Source organism: Actinoplanes campanulatus, from assembly GCF_014647795.1.
Lineage (GTDB): Bacteria > Actinomycetota > Actinomycetes > Mycobacteriales > Micromonosporaceae > Actinoplanes > Actinoplanes campanulatus.
In genome coordinates, this window is record NZ_BMPW01000003.1 from 131143 (window position 1) to 148119 (window position 16977).

At 71.3% G+C, this 16977-nt stretch carries 11 protein-coding genes; 5 read left to right on the forward strand and 6 right to left on the reverse strand.

Features of this window, described 5'->3' with window-relative positions; all coding sequences use genetic code 11:
- Nucleotides 1–15 precede the first annotated feature (15 nt).
- On the forward strand, nt 16–813 hold the full coding sequence (locus tag IEZ13_RS07480) for a nucleoside-diphosphate kinase (RefSeq protein WP_183218997.1): 798 nt from the start codon (nt 16–18) through the stop codon (nt 811–813).
- Here the strand turns inward: IEZ13_RS07480 and IEZ13_RS07485 are convergent.
- Nucleotides 806–1831 carry an alpha/beta hydrolase gene (locus IEZ13_RS07485; protein ID WP_183218998.1) on the reverse strand — a complete coding sequence of 342 codons (1026 nt, stop codon included), beginning with the start codon at nt 1829–1831 and terminating at the stop codon, nt 806–808. The genes IEZ13_RS07480 and IEZ13_RS07485 overlap by 8 nt on opposite strands.
- Before the next feature lie 26 nt (nt 1832–1857).
- Here IEZ13_RS07485 and IEZ13_RS07490 point away from each other — a divergent pair, with 26 nt between their 5' ends.
- Nucleotides 1858–3012, forward strand: coding sequence for an acyltransferase family protein (locus IEZ13_RS07490; RefSeq protein ID WP_183218999.1), 1155 nt, complete (start codon nt 1858–1860; stop codon nt 3010–3012).
- Nucleotides 3013–3891: 879 nt separating this feature from the next.
- Here the strand turns inward: IEZ13_RS07490 and IEZ13_RS07495 are convergent.
- From IEZ13_RS07495 to pgi, 4 genes are all read right to left on the reverse strand, one after another.
- Nucleotides 3892–5046, reverse strand: a complete 1155-nt coding sequence (locus tag IEZ13_RS07495) for a dienelactone hydrolase family protein (protein ID WP_183219000.1) — start codon at nt 5044–5046, stop codon at nt 3892–3894.
- A 109-nt stretch (nt 5047–5155) separates the two neighbouring features.
- Entirely contained in the window at nt 5156–6469 is a 1314-nt protein-coding gene (locus IEZ13_RS07500; RefSeq protein WP_183219001.1) for a carbohydrate-binding protein, read from the reverse strand.
- Nucleotides 6470–6529: 60 nt separating this feature from the next.
- Nucleotides 6530–7600 carry a winged helix DNA-binding domain-containing protein gene (locus IEZ13_RS07505; protein ID WP_229794533.1) on the reverse strand — a complete coding sequence of 357 codons (1071 nt, stop codon included), beginning with the start codon at nt 7598–7600 and terminating at the stop codon, nt 6530–6532.
- 33 nt (nt 7601–7633) lie between these two features.
- Nucleotides 7634–9265 carry a glucose-6-phosphate isomerase gene (pgi, locus tag IEZ13_RS07510; protein ID WP_183219002.1) on the reverse strand — a complete coding sequence of 544 codons (1632 nt, stop codon included), beginning with the start codon at nt 9263–9265 and terminating at the stop codon, nt 7634–7636.
- Between the two features lie 208 nt (nt 9266–9473).
- Between pgi and IEZ13_RS07515 the strand changes: the two genes are divergently transcribed.
- Complete coding sequence (locus IEZ13_RS07515) at nt 9474–10808, forward strand: SWIM zinc finger family protein (protein ID WP_183219003.1); 1335 nt, start codon at nt 9474–9476, stop codon at nt 10806–10808.
- Complete coding sequence (locus tag IEZ13_RS07520; protein ID WP_183219004.1) at nt 10805–13555, forward strand: DUF6493 family protein; 2751 nt, start codon at nt 10805–10807, stop codon at nt 13553–13555. Before IEZ13_RS07515 ends, IEZ13_RS07520 begins: the two co-directional genes overlap by 4 nt.
- A 402-nt stretch (nt 13556–13957) precedes the next feature.
- Here IEZ13_RS07520 and IEZ13_RS07525 read toward each other — a convergent pair whose 3' ends face one another.
- Nucleotides 13958–15124, reverse strand: a complete 1167-nt coding sequence (locus tag IEZ13_RS07525; RefSeq protein WP_183219005.1) for a dipeptidase — start codon at nt 15122–15124, stop codon at nt 13958–13960.
- 378 nt (nt 15125–15502) lie between these two features.
- Here IEZ13_RS07525 and IEZ13_RS07530 point away from each other — a divergent pair, with 378 nt between their 5' ends.
- Complete coding sequence (locus IEZ13_RS07530) at nt 15503–16969, forward strand: CBM96 family carbohydrate-binding protein (RefSeq protein WP_229794534.1); 1467 nt, start codon at nt 15503–15505, stop codon at nt 16967–16969.
- Nucleotides 16970–16977 lie beyond the last annotated feature (8 nt).

The window sequence follows — 16977 nt, forward strand, 5'->3', positions numbered from 1 at the left end:
CCTAGGGTTTACCTGGTGGATCACCCCAGGGCCTTTCTGCTGCTCAAGCCGGACTGTCTGCGGCTCGGGCTGAGCGGGCCGGTGGAGCGGGCGATCACCCGGGCGGGGCTGCGGATCGTCTGCCGCCACCGGGTCACGCTGTCGCCCGCCGACGTCCGCTGCCTGTGGCCGGAGTACCACGACGCCGGCCACCCCCTGGCCCTCGCCTTCCTGGACCGCTATCTGACCGGCGCACCGTCCGAGGTTCTGCACCTCCGCGGGCCGGACGCGTTCGAGGCGGCCCGCCGGGTCAAGCGGGAGGTGCGGTCGCGGCACGCCGACGGCCCGTTCGCCAACGTGGTGCACGGCGCGGAGCGGCGCGGCGAGATGGCCCGGCAGGCCGATCACCTGCTCGGCCGCTGTGACGCCTGCGCGGAGCCGTTCCGCTCGGACGAGCCGCCGCTCGTCCCGGCACGGCCGCCGGGCCGGGACTTCCGGGATGACGCCGACCTCACCGCCCTGGTGGACGAGCTGTGGCCGCTCGTCCAGGGCGTGCCGACCCCGACCTACCCCGGCCCGGTGCGCCTGGAAGGCGACGACACCGGGCAGGCGGTCTATCTGGGGTCGGACCGGGAGAACACCCTCGACTCGACGGTCACCGCGCTGTGGCACGCGCTGCCCGGGATCGAGCTGCGCCACGCGGTGCTGCTCGCGCTGCACGCCGGCTGGTCCGGCGGCACCCCGATCGCGGTCGGCGGCCGCCGGGCCCTCGACGACTGCCTACGGTCGCTGCGCGCACACGGCGTCCACGCCTGCGGGCAGGGGATCACCTGAGCAGGCGGTTCGCCAGCCACTCGACGGCCATCGGGTAGCGGAAGTCGATGCCGCCGTGCTTGGCCGGGAACAGCTCGAACGCGATCTTCTCCTCGGGTACGCCGATCCGCCGCAGACCGTCCCGGAACGCCTCGGCGCCCAGGTCCAGGAACCATTCGTCGCGGGTGCCGGCGTCGATCCAGACGGCGCGCAGGGAACGCAGTTCGTCGGCGTACCGGTCGATCATCCGGATCGGGTCCCACGCCAGCCAGCGCTCCCACAGCTCCGGTTTGATCTGCCCGGTCCGGGAGTCGAACGGCAGCCGCGGGGTGCCGTCCGGGTCGGCGGAGAACGCCGCGGTGCAGCCCAGCAGGAGGCAGAGCGACATGTCCTCCTCCTTGGTGAACGACACCCGCGACTGGAAGTCCTTCCACCAGGCGAGGATGTCGCCGTCGTAGTCGCGCAGGTAGCGGACGCTCTTGCCGAAATCGGGGAGGTAGCAGTACTCGTACAGGGCGTCGCCGGCGTGGGTGGCCAGGGCGCCGAACAGGTCGGGCCGCAGCATCGGGGTGATCATCGCGCCGAAGCCGCCGGACGACTTGCCGGTGATGGCCCGCGACTCACGGTTCTGGAGGGTCCGGTAGTGGGCGTCTACGTACGGCACCACCTCGTCGCACAGGTAGGAGTGGTACTTCCCGGTGCCGGGCGAGTCGACGAACTGTGAGCCGCCGTACGCCGTCCACGCATCCACATAGACGAGGATGCATCCCGGCGCGCGCCCCTCGGCGAACACCCGGTCGGCGGTCTCGATGAACGGCTCCCGGAACGGCTGCCGGTTGCCCCACATGGTGACCTGGCCCGAGTAGCCCTGGATCACGTAGATGCTGGGATACCGCTGGTCACCCTGCTCGTAGCCGGGCGGGGTGTAGACCCACAGCGGCCGCACGTACGGATCGCCGAGCGGGTTGTCCCGCAGCAGCCGCGACTCGATCGTGTCGTGACGCAGGCTGCCGGCGAGTTCACTGCTCCAAATCGACATGCTGGTCAGTCAACTATCTTTTCCCGATGACCGCACCAAGGTTGGCGTGGCTCGACGGGCTGCGCGCCGTCGCCGTACTGCTGGTGGTCTATGCGCATCTGACCCGCTTCGTCTTCACCGATCTGCGCGCGGTCACCGGTGAGTGGCTGCACGCCGGCACCGCCGGGGTGATGCTGTTCTTCCTGGTCAGCGGCTACATCATTCCGGCCTCGCTGGAGCGGCACGGCGACCTGCGCGCGTTCTGGCTGAGCCGGGCCCGCCGTCTGCTGCCGCTCTACCTGGCCGTGCTCGGGGTCCTGGTGATCGCCCACCCGCCCGCGGACGCCTTCTCCACGGCCGTGGGTCACGCGACCATGCTGCCGTTCCTCCTGGGTGTGCCGCTGGTCACGCCGGTGTTCTGGACGCTCTCCTTCGAGATGGCCTTCTACCTTCTCGTGACAACCCTTTTCACGGTACGGGCGCAGCGTTCCCTCCTCCCCCCGGTGATCCTGGCCGTACTCGGCGCGGCGACGGCCCCGCTGGTCCCGCTGCGGCTGGGCGAGATCCCGGTGGCCGGCGCGGTGCTCCTGGCGGCCGGGCTGGCCGGGGTGCTGTCCCGCCGCCGCCGGGCGCAGGTCGCGGGCGGCCTGCTGCTGGGCGCGCTGGCGCTCGGCCTGCTGCTGTTCGACATGGACCCGGCGCACGCCCGCGACGGCCTGCTGATCGTGGCCGTGATGTTCGCCGGCTCGGTGATCCACCGCGCCGACCACGGCCGCACGTCGTGGCGGCGGGCGACCGTGGTGATCGCCGTGGTGGCGGCCGCGCTGCTGACCGTCTGGCTCGGCGAGCTGGCCGCCCTGCACGCGCTCACCCCGCGTTACGTGACCCGCTCGGTGCTCACCCTCCTGACCTTCGCCGGCGCCTTCGCCGCGGGCAGGCTGCTACGACATCGGCGTACGCCCCACTGGCTGGCCCGGATCGGCGTGCTCAGCTATTCGGTCTACCTGGTGCACTTCGTGGTGCTCGACCTGGCCGGCCCGGTCCTCCGCTCCCGTGTGCCCGATCCCCTGCTCGCGATCGGCTACCTGACCGTGGTCCTGGGGATCTCGTGGCTCACCCACCGCTACATCGAGGTCCCCAGCCAGCGTCTCGGGCCGCGCCACACCCGCCACCGTCCCTCCCTGGAACCCAGCCGACGGTGAAAGGTCCAAATTCCACTTCCAGCCCATTCCGGTACGCCTGACCCCGCCCCGCATCATTCAGGGCAGTCCCGCCCTGCCACGCGGGCTTCTGCCCACTCCGGCCCGTGCCGCGCCCGCCGGGCGTAGATCGGTGGCCCGGCAGGCCAGGCTCGGTGCCCATCAAGCCCATCTCCGCCGGTCACCCACGACATCAGGGACGCCGCCCCGGTGCCGACGGCTGCGCTGGCCGGTGGCCGCGGTCGTGCTCGCCAGACTCCCGGCCTGCTCACTCCGGACGGTAACGCCGCTCAAGATCCGTCTTGGTCCGCCTCGCAGTGCGCTCGAAGCCGGCGCCTCGCTCACCCAACCCGATGATCAAGAACGGCCGGTTCCATCATGGACGGACGCACACGGTCCGGATTCACCATGGGCAGGCGCACACGGTCCGGATTCGTCGCCGGCAGGCGCACACGGTCAGGCGATCGAAGGCGTGGTGGCCGCACACGGAGGACGCCGCGTGCGTGGCCGCCACGGCCATATGCCTCGTAGGCGACCACGACACCGCCACCGTGTGCACCCATCCACTCGCGCGGAACCGCACCCACCCGCCCGGGCGACCGGCGTCACGGCTGGGAGCGGGCAGCGCGAGTGCCCGGCAAGCAGGACCGCGACCACCCGCCCAGCCCGGCCGAAAGCAGGGGCGGCGAGTCGACCGTGACCGGCGACACACGAGGAAGTGGTGGCCGGGCCCGGCCTGCCCGAGCACCGATCTACGCCCGGCGGGCGCGGCACAGGCCGGAGTCGGCAGAGAGGTCGCGGGGCGGGGCGGGACTGTCCTGAAAGGAACGGGACGGCCCCACCCGTACCAGAAAGGGGCCTGGAAGTTGATCTTGAAGGTTTCTAGAGGTGTTCGCCGAGCCAGGTGAAGGCGTCGTCCTGCATCTCGGCGGTGAAGATGTGGCCGAGGCCGGGCCATGTCCTCGTGCGCAGGCGGGATCCGGCGCGCTGGGAGGACCAGACGGCGGCCATCTTGGCGTAGGCGACGGCGATGCCCTCGGGGGTGAAGAGGGGGTCGAGTTCGCCGTCGGTCAGGTACATCGGGCGCGGGGCGGCGAGGCTGGCCACGTCGGGGATGTCGAGGTGGCGACAGAGGCCGGGATGCAGCATGTAGAACGCCGATTGGCCACGCAGCGTGTTGTTGCCGGGCACCATCATCTCCCTCAGGCCGGTCATCCAGCAGGCGGAGACGGTCGCCGCGATGTGGTCGGAGAGGGCGGCCACCTGCCACGCGCGGTAACCGCCCATGGAGAAGCCGACCGCGGCGATCCGGCGCGGGTCGACCTCGGGCAGGGTGGCCAGCAGGGCGGCGGCACGGACGTCCTCGCGGGCCATCAGACCGGCCGGCGACGAGCCGAGGTTGTAGAGGTTGCTCGCCAGCGCCTGCTGGCCCTCGTAGGTGAGGCCGCCGCGGTCGCCCCAGCCGAGGGCGTCGATGGCGAGGACGGCGTAGCCGCGGGAGGCGAGGTGGTCGCCGACGAAGCGGCCGCTGAAGTAGCGGTCGGCCCAGGCCTGGGCGGCGGCCCGGCGGGTGTCGTCGTACCAGGGTTCGATCAGCTTCTCCTTGCCGATGTCGAACCTCGCGCCGTGGTCGTGCAGCAGCAGAGCGGCCGGGAACGGGCCGTCGCCGTCGGGGATCAGCATGGTGGCGCGGACGCGACTGTTCCGGGTGACGTTGAAGATCAGCTGGCGGCGGCGGTACCCGGTCGCGGGCTGCTCGTCGACGACCTCGGGCCGGAACGGGGTGTGGTCGGCGGGTTCGCAGAGCAGCGTCTCGAACTGGGCGCGGGCGCGGCGTTTCCAGGACCGGAAGTCGTGATGGCGGGTGCGGGACCAGGCGAGGGGGAAGGTGAGCTCGTCCCTGAGGCGCTCGTGGAAGACCGGAAGGTTGCCGGTGATCACGGACGGGCCCTCGAAACCGGCCGCCGCCCGCGCCTCGGCGACATGCGGGGCGGCGAGCGCCACAGCGGGTAGGGAGATCACGGAACGCCGCTTCATCGGATTCCTCCTTGTCGATGGAATCCGAACGCTAGAAAGCCCTTTCCCGCATGTCAACAATATGGTGCCACCCTTCCCGGGGACGGCCCGGGAAGGGTGGCGGAGGGGGTCAGCGACCCTGGAGAGCCTTGACGTTGTCGCCGAAGGTCCAGCCCTTCGACCCATCCCAGTTGATCGACCAGGTCATCAGGCCCTTGAGGCCCGGGACGCTGTTGTACGCCTGCGACACCAGGGCCGGGGTCATGTAACCGCCACCGGCGCCGGTCTGGGCGGGCAGCCCGGGGACCTGCTTGTCGACCGGGATCCGGATGGTCGTGCCCTGGATGGTGAGGCCGTTGGCGAGGCACTGGGTCTGGACGGTGAAGCCCTGCACGGTGCCGGCCGAGTAGGAGTCACCGGCGCAGCCGTACATGCTGCCGTTGTAGTACTGCATGTTGAGCCACCACAGCCGGCCGTTGTCCAGGTACTTCTTGATGATCGGCAGGTACGAGCCCCAGATCGAGCCGTAGACCACCGAACCGCCGGTCACATACGCCGTCTCCGGCGCCATGGTGAGGCCGAAGTTCGACGGCATGGCCGCCAGCACCCCGTCGATGATGCGGATCAGGTTCGCCTGCGAGGTGGACAGCGAGGTGATGCTGCCGCTGCCGGTGAGCCCGGTCTCGATGTCGATGTCGATGCCGTCGAAGTTGTACTGCTTCAGGATCGGCACGATGGTCGCCACGAACCGGTCGGCGACGGCGCTGGAGCTCAGGTCGATGCCGGCGGCCGCACCGCCGATGGACATCAGGATGGTGGCGCCCTGCGCCTTGGCCGCGCAGATCTCGGCGACGGTCGGAACCTTGACCCCGGCGTCCATCCCGTTCTCCCAGAGGACGGTGCCGTCCGAGCGGATCACCGGGAAGGCGGCCATCAGCACGTTGTAGCCGTGCTGGGTGATCCGGCTGTCGTTGACCGGGATCCAGCCGAGTCCGGGGTGGACGCCGTTGGAGGCGCCGTCCCAGTTCTCCCAGTAGCCCTGGAGGACCTTGCCGGCCGGGCGGCCGCGCAGGCCGCACCCGGGGGTGGGGGTCGACGGGGAGGTGGAGGGGCTCGCCGAGACCGAAGGGGACGGGCTCGCCGAAGACGAGGAGGGCGACGGTGACGGTGTGCCACCGCCCGTGCAGGCGCCCAGCGACTTCCACAGCGACGGGGTGGCGGCCGGGTTCCACCCCGCGCCGACGTGCGCCGTGTGGGTGACGAGCGCTTGGTACAGGGCCGACTGGTAGGTGACCTGGGCGCCCGCGGTGTAGGTGTTGCCCTCCGCCCACACGGTCGTGGAGCAGGTGACGGCCGCGTTGCCGGTGGCGGTGAAGGCCACTGCCGAGCCCAGCACCACCCCCGCTCCGACGACCACGGCCAGCAACTTCCGGCGCAGCCTCATATGAACTCCTCGGCGACGTACGAGCGTGTGAGCACATCCTGGAGTTCACATACGTAAATATCAAGGGTTCTTAACAGTAATTTTGAGTGGCAGGCCCACGAACGCGGCGAACGGCTCCAGGGCCTCCCGCGCCTGGTCGAGATCGAATTCGGCCATCGGCTGCACCGTCACGGTGACCGCCGTCTTCCCCAGCGTTCGTTTCCAGGTGGCCATCACCCGGCCGTCACACACCAGCGTGGACTGGAAGACGCCGTTGCCGCCCGGCACCACCCGGGCCAGCTGGTCGGCGGTGGCCATCATCGACCGGTCCTTGTAACCCAACAGGTACTCGTCGAAGCCGGGCAGCGCCCACCAACCGGTCACCGGCCCGGCGTCGAGCACCGCCGGATCGGCCCACATCGCCACGCCCTCGACGTCGACCGCCGTCAGCCCGGCGGCCGCCACCCCGGCCCGCGCGTCGGTCATCGTCAGCCCGGTCCAGCCGGCGAAGTCCTTGATCGTGGTGGGGCCGTGCGACCGGAAGTAGCGGTGGGCCAGGATCGCCAGCGCCTCCTCCCGGGACGGGTCGTTGCGCTTCGTCGCCCAGTCGTCGAGCAGCACGAACGTCTGCTCGGCCCCCTCGTTGGGCGCGATGGCCGTCACGCCGCGCTGGGCCGCGAACCACAACAGGTGGTAGCCGCGCTGACCGGAGACCTCGACCCCGCCCTCCCGGAGAGCCGTCAGGCACCAGGACCGCGTCTGCCGGCCGCCGCCCGCCAGCGCCGACCCGAGAATCTCCACCGCCCGCTCGGCGTCGTCGCCGCTGAGGCCGATCTGCTCGCGCCGCTTGGCCGCGCCGGCCAGCATGCGCACCCCGGTCAGCTCGAGCATCCAGTGGGCGTCGGCCGAGGGGACGAGATGAACCGTGCCGCGCATCGGCCAGGTCCGCACGACGTCGCCCCGCTCGGTAGCCGCCACCACCTCGGGCAGGGTGAGGCCGGGCAGGCGGGCGCCGAGCGACCAGAGGATGCTGTTGAGATCCTGCGCCTGCATGGCGCCGAACCACTCCGCGACCCCCAGCACGTCGGGCTGGGAGCGCGGGCCGAGAAGAAGGCTGGTCATCCGAAGGCTCAGGGCCGTGTTCACGTCCACGACCCTGAGCCTAGAAGCGGGGTACGACAGAAATCAGCGGCCGCGCTGCGTCCTGTACCGCTTGATCAGCGTGTTCGTCGACGAGTCGGCGTCGTCGGCGGGCGCGGCGGAGGAGGTCAGCTTCGGCGCCAGCTGGTTGGCCATCACCTTGCCGAGCTCGACACCCCACTGGTCGAACGAGTTGATCTCCCAGATCACGCCCTGCGTGAAGGTGATGTGCTCGTAGAGCGCCACCAGCTGCCCGAACGTCGCCGGCGTCAGCTTCTCCGCCAGGATCGTGGTGGTCGGGTGGTTGCCCTGCATCACCCGGTGCGGCGCCACCTTCGGGTCGGTGCCCTCGGCCTGCACCTGCTCCAGGGTCCGCCCGAAGGCGAGCGCGCCGGTCTGGGCCAGGAAGTTCGACATGAACAGGTCGTGCATCTCGCCGATGTCGTGGTTCGGCACGCTGAAGCCGATGAAGTCCGCCGGGATCAGCTTGGTGCCCTGGTGGATCAGCTGGTAGAAGGCGTGCTGGCCGTTGGTGCCGGGCTCGCCCCAGAACACCTCGCCGGTCTGGAAGGTGACCGGCTCGCCGGACAGGCGCACCGACTTGCCGTTGCTCTCCATGGTGAGCTGCTGGAGGTAGGCGGCGAACCGGTGAAGATACTGCGCGTAGGGCAGCACGGCATGCGACTGGGCGCCCAGGAACGTGTCGTACCAGACGTTGAGCAGGCCGAGCAGGGCCGGAACGTTCTCCTCCAGCGGGGCGCTGCGGAAGTGCTCGTCGACGGCGTGGTAGCCGGAGAGCATCTCGGCGAAGCGCTCCCTGCCGATCGCGATCATGACGGAGAGGCCGACCGCGGACGGCAGCGAGTAGCGGCCGCCGACCCAGTCCCAGAAGCCGAACATGTTCGCCGTGTCGATGCCGAAGTCGGCGACCTTCGCGGCGTTGGTGCTGACCGCCACGAAGTGCTTGGCGACCGCCTCGTCCCCTGATGCGAGGCCCTTGAGCAGCCAGGATCGCGCCTCTTTGGCGTTGGTCAGCGTCTCCTGGGTGGTGAAGGTCTTGGACACCACGATGAACAGGGTGGTGGCCGGGTCCAGGTCGCGGGTCTTCTCGAACAGGTCGGTGGGGTCGATGTTGGAGACGAACCGGCACTCGATGTCGCGCTGCGCGTAGTCCTTCAGCGCCTCGTACGCCATCACGGGGCCCAGGTCGGAGCCGCCGATGCCGATGTTCACCACGGTCCTGATGCGCTGGCCGGTGGAGCCCTTCCACTCCCCGGAGCGGACCTTCTCCGCGAAGGCGCCCATCCGGTCCAGCACCTCGTGCACGTCGGCCACCACGTTCTGGCCGTCGACCACGAGGGAGGCGTCGCGCGGCAGCCGCAGCGCGGTGTGCAGGACGGCGCGGTCCTCGGTGATGTTGATGTGCTCACCGGAGAACATCGCGGTGACCCGCTCACCCAGCCTCGCCCGCCGGGCCAGCGCGAACAGGGCGCTCAGCACCTCGTCGGTGACCAGGTTCTTGCTGTAGTCGACATACAGCCCGGCGACCTCGGCGGCGTAGCGCTCGCCGCGCTGCGGGTCGCTGCCGAACAGGTCACGCAGATGCACCGCCGAGAACTTCTCGGCGAGCCCCTGAAGGCTCTGCCACTCGGCGCTGTCGGAAACGCGTTCGCTCATCTCTCCCACTCCGAACCTGGACGACGCAGAAATCGTGGCACGAACCGGTGCCCGGCACCCGCGAACCGGCCGGGTCGTCACCCTGCCCGCGAGGTTAGTCCCCGTCCAGGGCCGGTGTACCCGGGTGTCCCCCTTCTCACTCCGATGAACCGGCCGCGTCGTTTCGGCCCCTTCGAAAATGTCGTACCCGGCATCTAGGTTCTGCGGCATGGTTTCCGCGGCGTACTCGTACCTCGGCTCGTCGACCCTCGACGACGGCCTCACCCTGCAGACTTCCGGTGGCCCGGCGGCGCATCCCCGCTTCTTCACCGGCTTCCTCACCGATCCCGGCGCCGCGGCCACCGGCCTGCTGGCGGTCGCCGAGGTCGCCCGGACCCGATACTTCCGGCCCCTGCCGCCGGCCAGCCTCGACCCGGTCGTCACGGCCGGCTCCGACCGGCTGCGGTTCGAGTCGTTCTCCGGCTGCTGCGGCGTCTACGCCCGGATGGACGTGCTGCCCACCGGCCTCGACGGCGACATCGTCGCGCACGGCACCACCAATGTGGACGTCAACCTGCCCCTGCAGCGGGCGCTCACCCGGGTCGGCCGGGCCGACCCGATGCACGTGGCGGTCGGCCCCGACGACCTCACCGTCACCACCTTCGACGGCGAGCTGGTGGAGCGGAAGGTGCCGCTGCCGTCGCGCTGGCTGCGGGGCTTCGCCGAGGCGCAGGTGCTGACCGCCCGCTTCGACCCCCGGGCCGAGATCGGCGTCGCCGAGGCGCGGATCCTGCTCAACCGGCTCCCGGCCACCGACAAGTCGGTGCTCTGGGCGGTTCCGGCCGGGCGCTCGCTGCGCTTCACGTCCCGGCCCACGCCGGGCGCGGTCTGCCTGCCGGGCGCCGGGCGCCTCGCCGCCCTCAAACCCTTCCTCCGGTACGCGACACGCCTCGCCGTCTACGGTCCGGCCGTCGCGGCGGGCAGCGGTCCGGTCGCCAGCACCTGGGAGCTGAGCATGCCGTCGCTGCGGCTGTCGCTGACCCTGTCGCCGGAGCCGTACCGGGGCTTCTCCGGCGAGGGCGCCGTCCTCGACTCGCTGGCCAGTGACGAGGCGGCCGACGACGCCGACCTGGTCAGCGCCCTGCTCTCCTGGGACCCGACGATCGACGTGGACGCGCTCGCCGGTGCCTCCGGGCTGGACGCCCGCCGGGTTCGTGACGCGCTCACCCAGCTCGGCACGTCCGGGCGGGTCGGCTACGACGTGGCCGAGGCGGGCTATTTCCACCGCACGCTGCCCTACTCGGCCGACGTCGTGGAGAAGATGAATCCCCGTCTGGCCGGTGCCCGCGCCCTGGTCGCCGCCGGGGCGGTCACCCCGGGCCCGGAGGTGTCGGTGGTGCTCAGCGGCACCGAGACCTACCACGTCCGGGACGCCACCTCCTGCACCTGCCCGTGGTGGGCCAAGCACCGTGGCGACCGCGGCCCGTGCAAGCACGCCCTCGCCGTCCGGATGGTCCTCGCCGGCGAGACCGCCGACCAGGACGCCGTCGAGGCCACGGCATGAGGCTCGACTGGGAGATGCTCGACCGGCGGGCCCGCTGCGGCGACCACGCCGGAGTGGCGCGGCTGCTGTTGCACGCGAGCGAAGCGGACCGGCTCGCCTTCGGCAAAGCGGTCGAGGCCGGCATCAAGGGCGCCGACCCGAATGTGTGGTGGCGCTCGGACACCAACCCCGCCCCGAGCTATGCGCTGGCGGTCATCGGCACGGCGCCCACCGCCGCCAAGGCCGCGACCCTGCTGATGCGCCGCGAGCTGCGGGCCATGTGGCGGATGATCCCGGTCGACCGGTTCCTCGCGGTCGCGCTGGCACGTGAGCTGGACTGGCTCGGCGACCTGGGCGCCCGGCTGTCCCGGCGGCTGCCGACCCGCAACAACTGGGACAACGGGGAGTGGGCGTTCACCACCTCGGTCATGCGGGCCGGCGGGGTCGAGCCACCGGTCACCGAGGGCATCGTGCACGGCTGGCTGCTCAGCCTCCTCCAGTCCTACGGTGACCGGGGCCAGAAGCGCCCCCCGCTGAACGTGCGGATGCGGGAGGACCCGTACCTCGATCTCCTCCTGCCCGCCGTCTTCGAGATGGACGGCCTCGGCGCCGACGTCACCCACTCCTCGTGGGGTGAGCCGGAGGGCCGGCCGAGCCCCGCCCACCACTTTCCCGCCGCGATCGTGTCGCTGGTCGCCGAGGGCCGGCTGGAGCGCAAGGACATCCTGACCGCGGTCGTCGACCGGCTGGTCCGCGGCGACAAGCCCAACGCGCTGCGCCCGTTCGTGCTGCTGCACGACGAGCTGGCGCCGACGGTCGACGAGATCGCCGGGCACGCGCTCGACTACGCGCGCATGCTCGCCGAGGGGGCCGGCCCGGTGGCGGCGCTGTCCCAGCGGGCTCTGCGCACTGTGGACGACGCCGGGCGCCTCGATCTGGAAACGCTGCTCGACACCGGCGCCACGGCTCTCCTGCGTAAGGAGAAAACGCTCGTCAAGGCACAGATCTCCTGGTTGGAGAAGGTGGCCCGGCGGGAGCCGGGCCGGGCCGGCGAGGTGTTCGAGACGATCGCCGTCGCGTTCGGCCACCCGGCCCTCGACATCCAGGAGCGGGCGCTGACCCTGATCGGCAAGCAGGTGCCACGCCTCGGCCCGGAGCTGCTCGCCCGGCTGGCGGACGCCGCCCAGGTCCTCGCCAGCGACCTTCCGGCCCGTGCCGCGGAGCTGTTCGGCGTCGCCGCCCCGGTGGCCGGGTCCACCGGTGTGCCGTCGCTGCCGCCGCCGGCCGGGCCCGCGCTGATGCCGCCGCCCATCGCGACCGCCGCCGAGCTGGCCGAGGAGGTCGTGGCGCTGCTGCACGAGCAGTCCGGCGTCCGCTGGGAGCGGGTCCTCGCCGCGCTCGTCACGCTGCACGCCCGCGACGGGCGGGGCGCGCTGGCGACCGCCCTCCGCCCGGTGATGGAACGGTACCCGGCCTGGTTCTCCGAGAGCCGGTGGAACTCCGGGTCGCCGTTCGTCTGCCTGGCCACCGCCATCCGGATGGTGATCGACGCTCCCCGCCACGACAGCACCCACCAGCGGCTGCACAGCGCCGTGCGGGTCGCCTGGCAGGAGGGCCGCCGCGGGGGCGTCAACTCGAAGCTGTCCGATCGGCCCGACGGCGTGCTGGCCCTGCGTGCCGCCGAGGTCGCCGTGCACCTCAACGGGTCGATGATGCCGATGCTGGTCGCCACCCCGACCCGGGTGAACGGCAGCCTCGACCCGGCGGTCCTGCTGGAGCGGCTGTCCCGGGCCGAGGCGGAGGGCTGGCAGCCGTGGCCCTTCGACCTGGAGCAGGCGCTGTTGCGGCTGCCTCGCACGCCCGTCCCGGCCGAGGTGACCGCCGGCGCCGCGGCGCTGACCTCCGCCGCCGGGCGGCAGTTCGCCCAGTGGCTGGCCTCCGGCGGCCTGCCCGATCCGGTCAGCGAGCCCTTCACCCAGTTCGGCGACCGGAAGGCCAACGGCGGCTACACCTGGGACGCCCCGGTGCCCCGCCGGCTGGCCGCCCGGCTGCGCCCGTCCCGCGACGGCGGCCTGCGCCTGGAGCGGCAGCTGCTGACGCTCGACCCGTTGAAGTACCCGGTCTACATGCCGGACGACTTCAAGGGCGTCGAGGAGGTGCTGGCCATGGTCCTGCCGCACCATCGGGAGGCGGCCGCGGCCTGGGCGCTGGGCGAGGTGGCGTCGATGGCCGACCAGGACCAGAAGGGCCCCGGCCGGCTGCTGCCCCTGCTGGCCGACGGCACCGGCCCGATCGGCCCGGCCCTGGTCACGGCGCTGGCCTACACGTTCGGCGCCAAGCAGGAGCCCGACCGCGCCGCCGCCGTCGACGCCTTCCTGACCCTCGCGGCCGCCGAGGGACCCACCGTCACCGCCACCGAGGGCCCCACCCCCGGGAGCGGCGCGACCTTCGCCGGCTCGGTCGGGGCCGTGCTGGGCGATCTCTGTTCGGACGGCACGGTCAAGCTGAGCCGGGTCGTCCCCGGACTGGCCGACGCCCACCGGGCCGGCGCCTCGGTGGCCGTCTGGGAGCTGCTCACCGCGGCGCTGCCCGAGTTGTTGGCGGCCAAGCCTCGGTCGCTGCCCGACCTGCTGGAGCTGGCGACCCAGGTGGCCGTCACGATCGGCGCCCGCGACGAGATCCCCGGTCTCGCCGCGGAGGCGGCCCGACCAGGCTCGTCCCGCCTGGTCCAGGAGGCGAAGCGCCTGCGTTCCCTGCTGACGCCGTAACCGGCCGACCGGACGGGCCTCGCTCCCCCGGCGCCCGTCCGGCCCGGCACCCCACAAACCGCCCGGCCCACTCACGGCCCGCCCGGCCGCTGTCCGCCGGGCCATGCCATGAGTGGGCCGGCCGCTGTCCGCCGGGCCATGAGTGGCCCGGCTAGCTGTGAGAGCTGTTTCAGCGCTGGTGAGACAGCCCTGCTGGGCAATTGGTCCTCTGTCCGTCCCTCCGGCTCGTTTGCGCCGGCCAGCACACACGTAACGGTTTCCGTGGTCGCCCACCCGCGTCATGGCGGCAGGCCGGGCACACGGACGGCGCGACGTGAGCGCCCACCGGGCCGGAATAGCACGGACAGCGGATGGCGGGGGAAATTGACCAGCAGGGTCAGCCCTGAGAGCCAGGCGCATGGGTCAGCGGGGCCAGAGTGGGTCGGTCGCGTGTTCCTCGGCGTCGCGCAGTGCGCGGAGGATGTTGCGGTTGGCGAGTTTCTCCAGGTCGAGGTCGGACCAGCCGCGATCGCGCAGTTCGGCGAGCAGGCGGGGGTAGGCGGAGACGTCGGAGAGTCCGGTGGGGACCTCCAGGGTTCCGTCGAAGTCGCCACCGATGCCGATGTGGTCGGCGCCGGCCACCTCGCGGGCGTGTTCGACGTGGTCGGCCACCTGGGCGACGGTGGCGGTGGGCTTCGGGTTGGCCGCCAGCCACGCGTGGAAGGCCGGTTCGTCGGCGTAGTCGGTGATCGGCGACGTGGGTACCCGGGCCGGATCCTCGTCCGGATGCGGGCCGCGCGGCCAGTCCTCGGCCAGCGGCGGCAGGCCGAGGCGCTCCCATTCGGCGTCGGCGGCCCGCGCCCAGTCGCGGACGGCCGCGGAGACGAAGAACGAGACGAAGGTGAGCTGGATGACGCCGCCGTTGGCGGGCAGACGGGACAGCACGTCGTCGGGGACGTTGCGGGGGTGGTCGGTGACGGCCCGGGCGCCGGAGTGACTGAAGATCACCGGTGCGACCGCCTCGTCGAGGGCGTCGCGCATGGTGTCCGCGGAGACGTGCGACAGGTCGACGAGCACGCCCAGACGCTGCATCTCCCGTACGATCGCCCGCCCTTCGGCCGTCAGGCCGCCGTGCACCGGGCCCTGGGTCGCCGAGTCCGCCCACGACGTGTGGTGATTGTGGGTGAGGGTCACGTAGCGGATGCCGAGGCGGGCCAGCGAGCGCAGCACGCCGAGCGAACCGCCGAGGCAGTGCCCACCCTCGACGCCGATCAGCGAGGCGATCCGCCCGCTGGTCATGGCCCGTTGCACGTCCGCTGACGTGTAGGCGATCGCGAGGTCGTCCGGGTAGGCGGCGACCATCCGGTGTACCAGGTCGATCTGTTCGAGGGTGCTGGTGACCGCCTCCGGCTCGGACAGGTCGGACGGCACGTAGACGGACCAGAACTGGCCGCCCACCCCGCCGGCCCGCAGCCGTGGCAGGTCGGTGTGCAGCGGTGGTCGTTCCTTCTCCAGCCCGGCCACGGCCGATCCGTGCCACTCACGCAGGCGCATCGGCAGGTCGTTGTGGCCGTCGATGATCAAGTTCATCCCCTCTGGCTACCGGCCCGGGCCGATCGGTGCAAGCGGATCACCCGATCGGGGCCGGTGAACCCGCAACCGGCCGGCACCTGCGCGGGCACCGGCGCACAACCGCCCTCCTGGAATCTCTTTCACATGCCCGGCAGACAAAAGCCGGACAGATGCCCGGCCGACAACCCGCTGGGCGCCATGCCCGGTCGACGACGTCCCGGGCGCCATGCCCGGCCGCCAACCCGCCGGGCGCCATGCCCGGCCGACGACGTCCCGGGCGCCATGCCCGGCCCACGACGTGCCGGGACAACCAGGGGAGGCATTTTGCGACGCGCCAAGCTGCCGACGTCTCTGACAGCTCTGACCGCCGTATTCGCGGGAACCGCCGCCGTTGTCGTGACGCCGAACGCCGCGTCAGCGGCCGGCTCCGAACTCACGATCCAGGCCGCCGACGACACGTACATCTCGAGCACCCGCACGTCCACGGTGTTCGGGTCGGAGGAGAAGCTCGCCGTCGGCAAGATCGGCAAAGAGACCAAGACCGCCCTCCTGAAGTTCACCGTCCCGGCGGGCACCAAGATCAAGAGCGCGACGCTGTTCCTGACCCCGGAGAACAAGCCGTCCGGCAAGCTCACCGTGTCCCGTGTGGTCAGCGACTCCTGGACCGAGGCCAAGACGACCGGCGCAAACGCGCCGAAGCTGGGCCCGGCCATCGCGTCGGTCACCCCGTACCCGACGGACACCCGGGTCGGCTTCAACCTGAACGCCGAGATCACCGGCTCGGGCACCTACTCGCTCGCGCTGTCCTCGGCGCTGACCGACGGCGCCGTCCGTTTCCAGTCGGCCGAGAACAAGGCCGGCGGCGGCCCGAAGCTGATCATCGCCACCGAATCCGCGACCGCGCCCACGCCGCCGGTCACGGCCAAGGACTGTGTCACCGGCGCCAAGCTGGTGCCGTCCTGTGGCGTGCTGTGGGGTGGCGCGGCCGGCGGGTTCACCAGCAATCCCCGTGACGCGGAGCACAAGAACTGGGAGAAGCTGTCCGGGCGGACCGCGACGATCTTCCACACCTATCACAAGGGTGACGAGGCGTTCCCGACCAAGGCCGAGATCGCGATGACCGAGGACGCGGCCAACCCGCGGGTGCTGCTGCTGAACTGGAAGATCGCCTACGGCTCCACCTGGGCCAAGGTCGCCAAGGGTGAGCAGGACGCCCGGATCGACGCGTTCGCCAAGCGGATCAAGGCGTACGACAAGCCGGTCTTCCTCGCCCTCCACCACGAGCCCGAGAACGACGTCAAGGCCACCGCCGGCTCCGGCTGGGAGGCCAAGGACTACGCCGCCATGTACCGGCACACCATCGAGCGTCTCCGCAAGCAGGGCGCCGACAACGTGGTGAACGTGATGGCCTACATGGGCAACGAGAAGTGGATGGCCCAGTCCTGGTGGAAGGACCTCTACCCGGGCGACGACGTCGTCGACTGGATCGGCCTGGACTCCTACGTCTCGGTCGAGAAGGGCTACTACCACTACGGCACGTTCGCCGACCTGCTCGACCGTAAGCCCACGGGCGGCGGCACCGGCTTCTACGAGTGGGCCACCACCAAGCACAAGAACAAGCCGATCATGGTCGCCGAGTGGGGTGGCTACCACCGGATCGGCAAGAACACCGACAAGTCCGCCGTCTACAACAGCGTGGTGCCGGAGCTGGCCAAGCGTCCCGCGATCAAGGCCATCGTCCACTTCGACACCAAGGCCGACGACGAGGGCAACCGCGACATCAGCATCGACAGCACCCCGGCCGGCCTGGCCTCGTTCAAGAAGCTGGCCGCCAACCCGATCTTCAACGTCAAGCTGAAGTGACGAGGTGA

Coding starts and splice junctions, on each gene's coding strand:
- IEZ13_RS07490 (WP_183218999.1), top strand. CDS start 1,858: ATGACCGCACCAAGGTTGGCGTGGCTCGACGGGCTGCGCGCCGTCGCC.
- IEZ13_RS07485 (WP_183218998.1), bottom strand. CDS start 1,831: ATGTCGATTTGGAGCAGTGAACTCGCCGGCAGCCTGCGTCACGACACG.
- IEZ13_RS07520 (WP_183219004.1), top strand. CDS start 10,805: ATGAGGCTCGACTGGGAGATGCTCGACCGGCGGGCCCGCTGCGGCGAC.
- IEZ13_RS07495 (WP_183219000.1), bottom strand. CDS start 5,046: ATGAAGCGGCGTTCCGTGATCTCCCTACCCGCTGTGGCGCTCGCCGCC.
- IEZ13_RS07515 (WP_183219003.1), top strand. CDS start 9,474: ATGGTTTCCGCGGCGTACTCGTACCTCGGCTCGTCGACCCTCGACGAC.
- pgi (WP_183219002.1), bottom strand. CDS start 9,265: ATGAGCGAACGCGTTTCCGACAGCGCCGAGTGGCAGAGCCTTCAGGGG.
- IEZ13_RS07525 (WP_183219005.1), bottom strand. CDS start 15,124: ATGAACTTGATCATCGACGGCCACAACGACCTGCCGATGCGCCTGCGT.
- IEZ13_RS07500 (WP_183219001.1), bottom strand. CDS start 6,469: ATGAGGCTGCGCCGGAAGTTGCTGGCCGTGGTCGTCGGAGCGGGGGTG.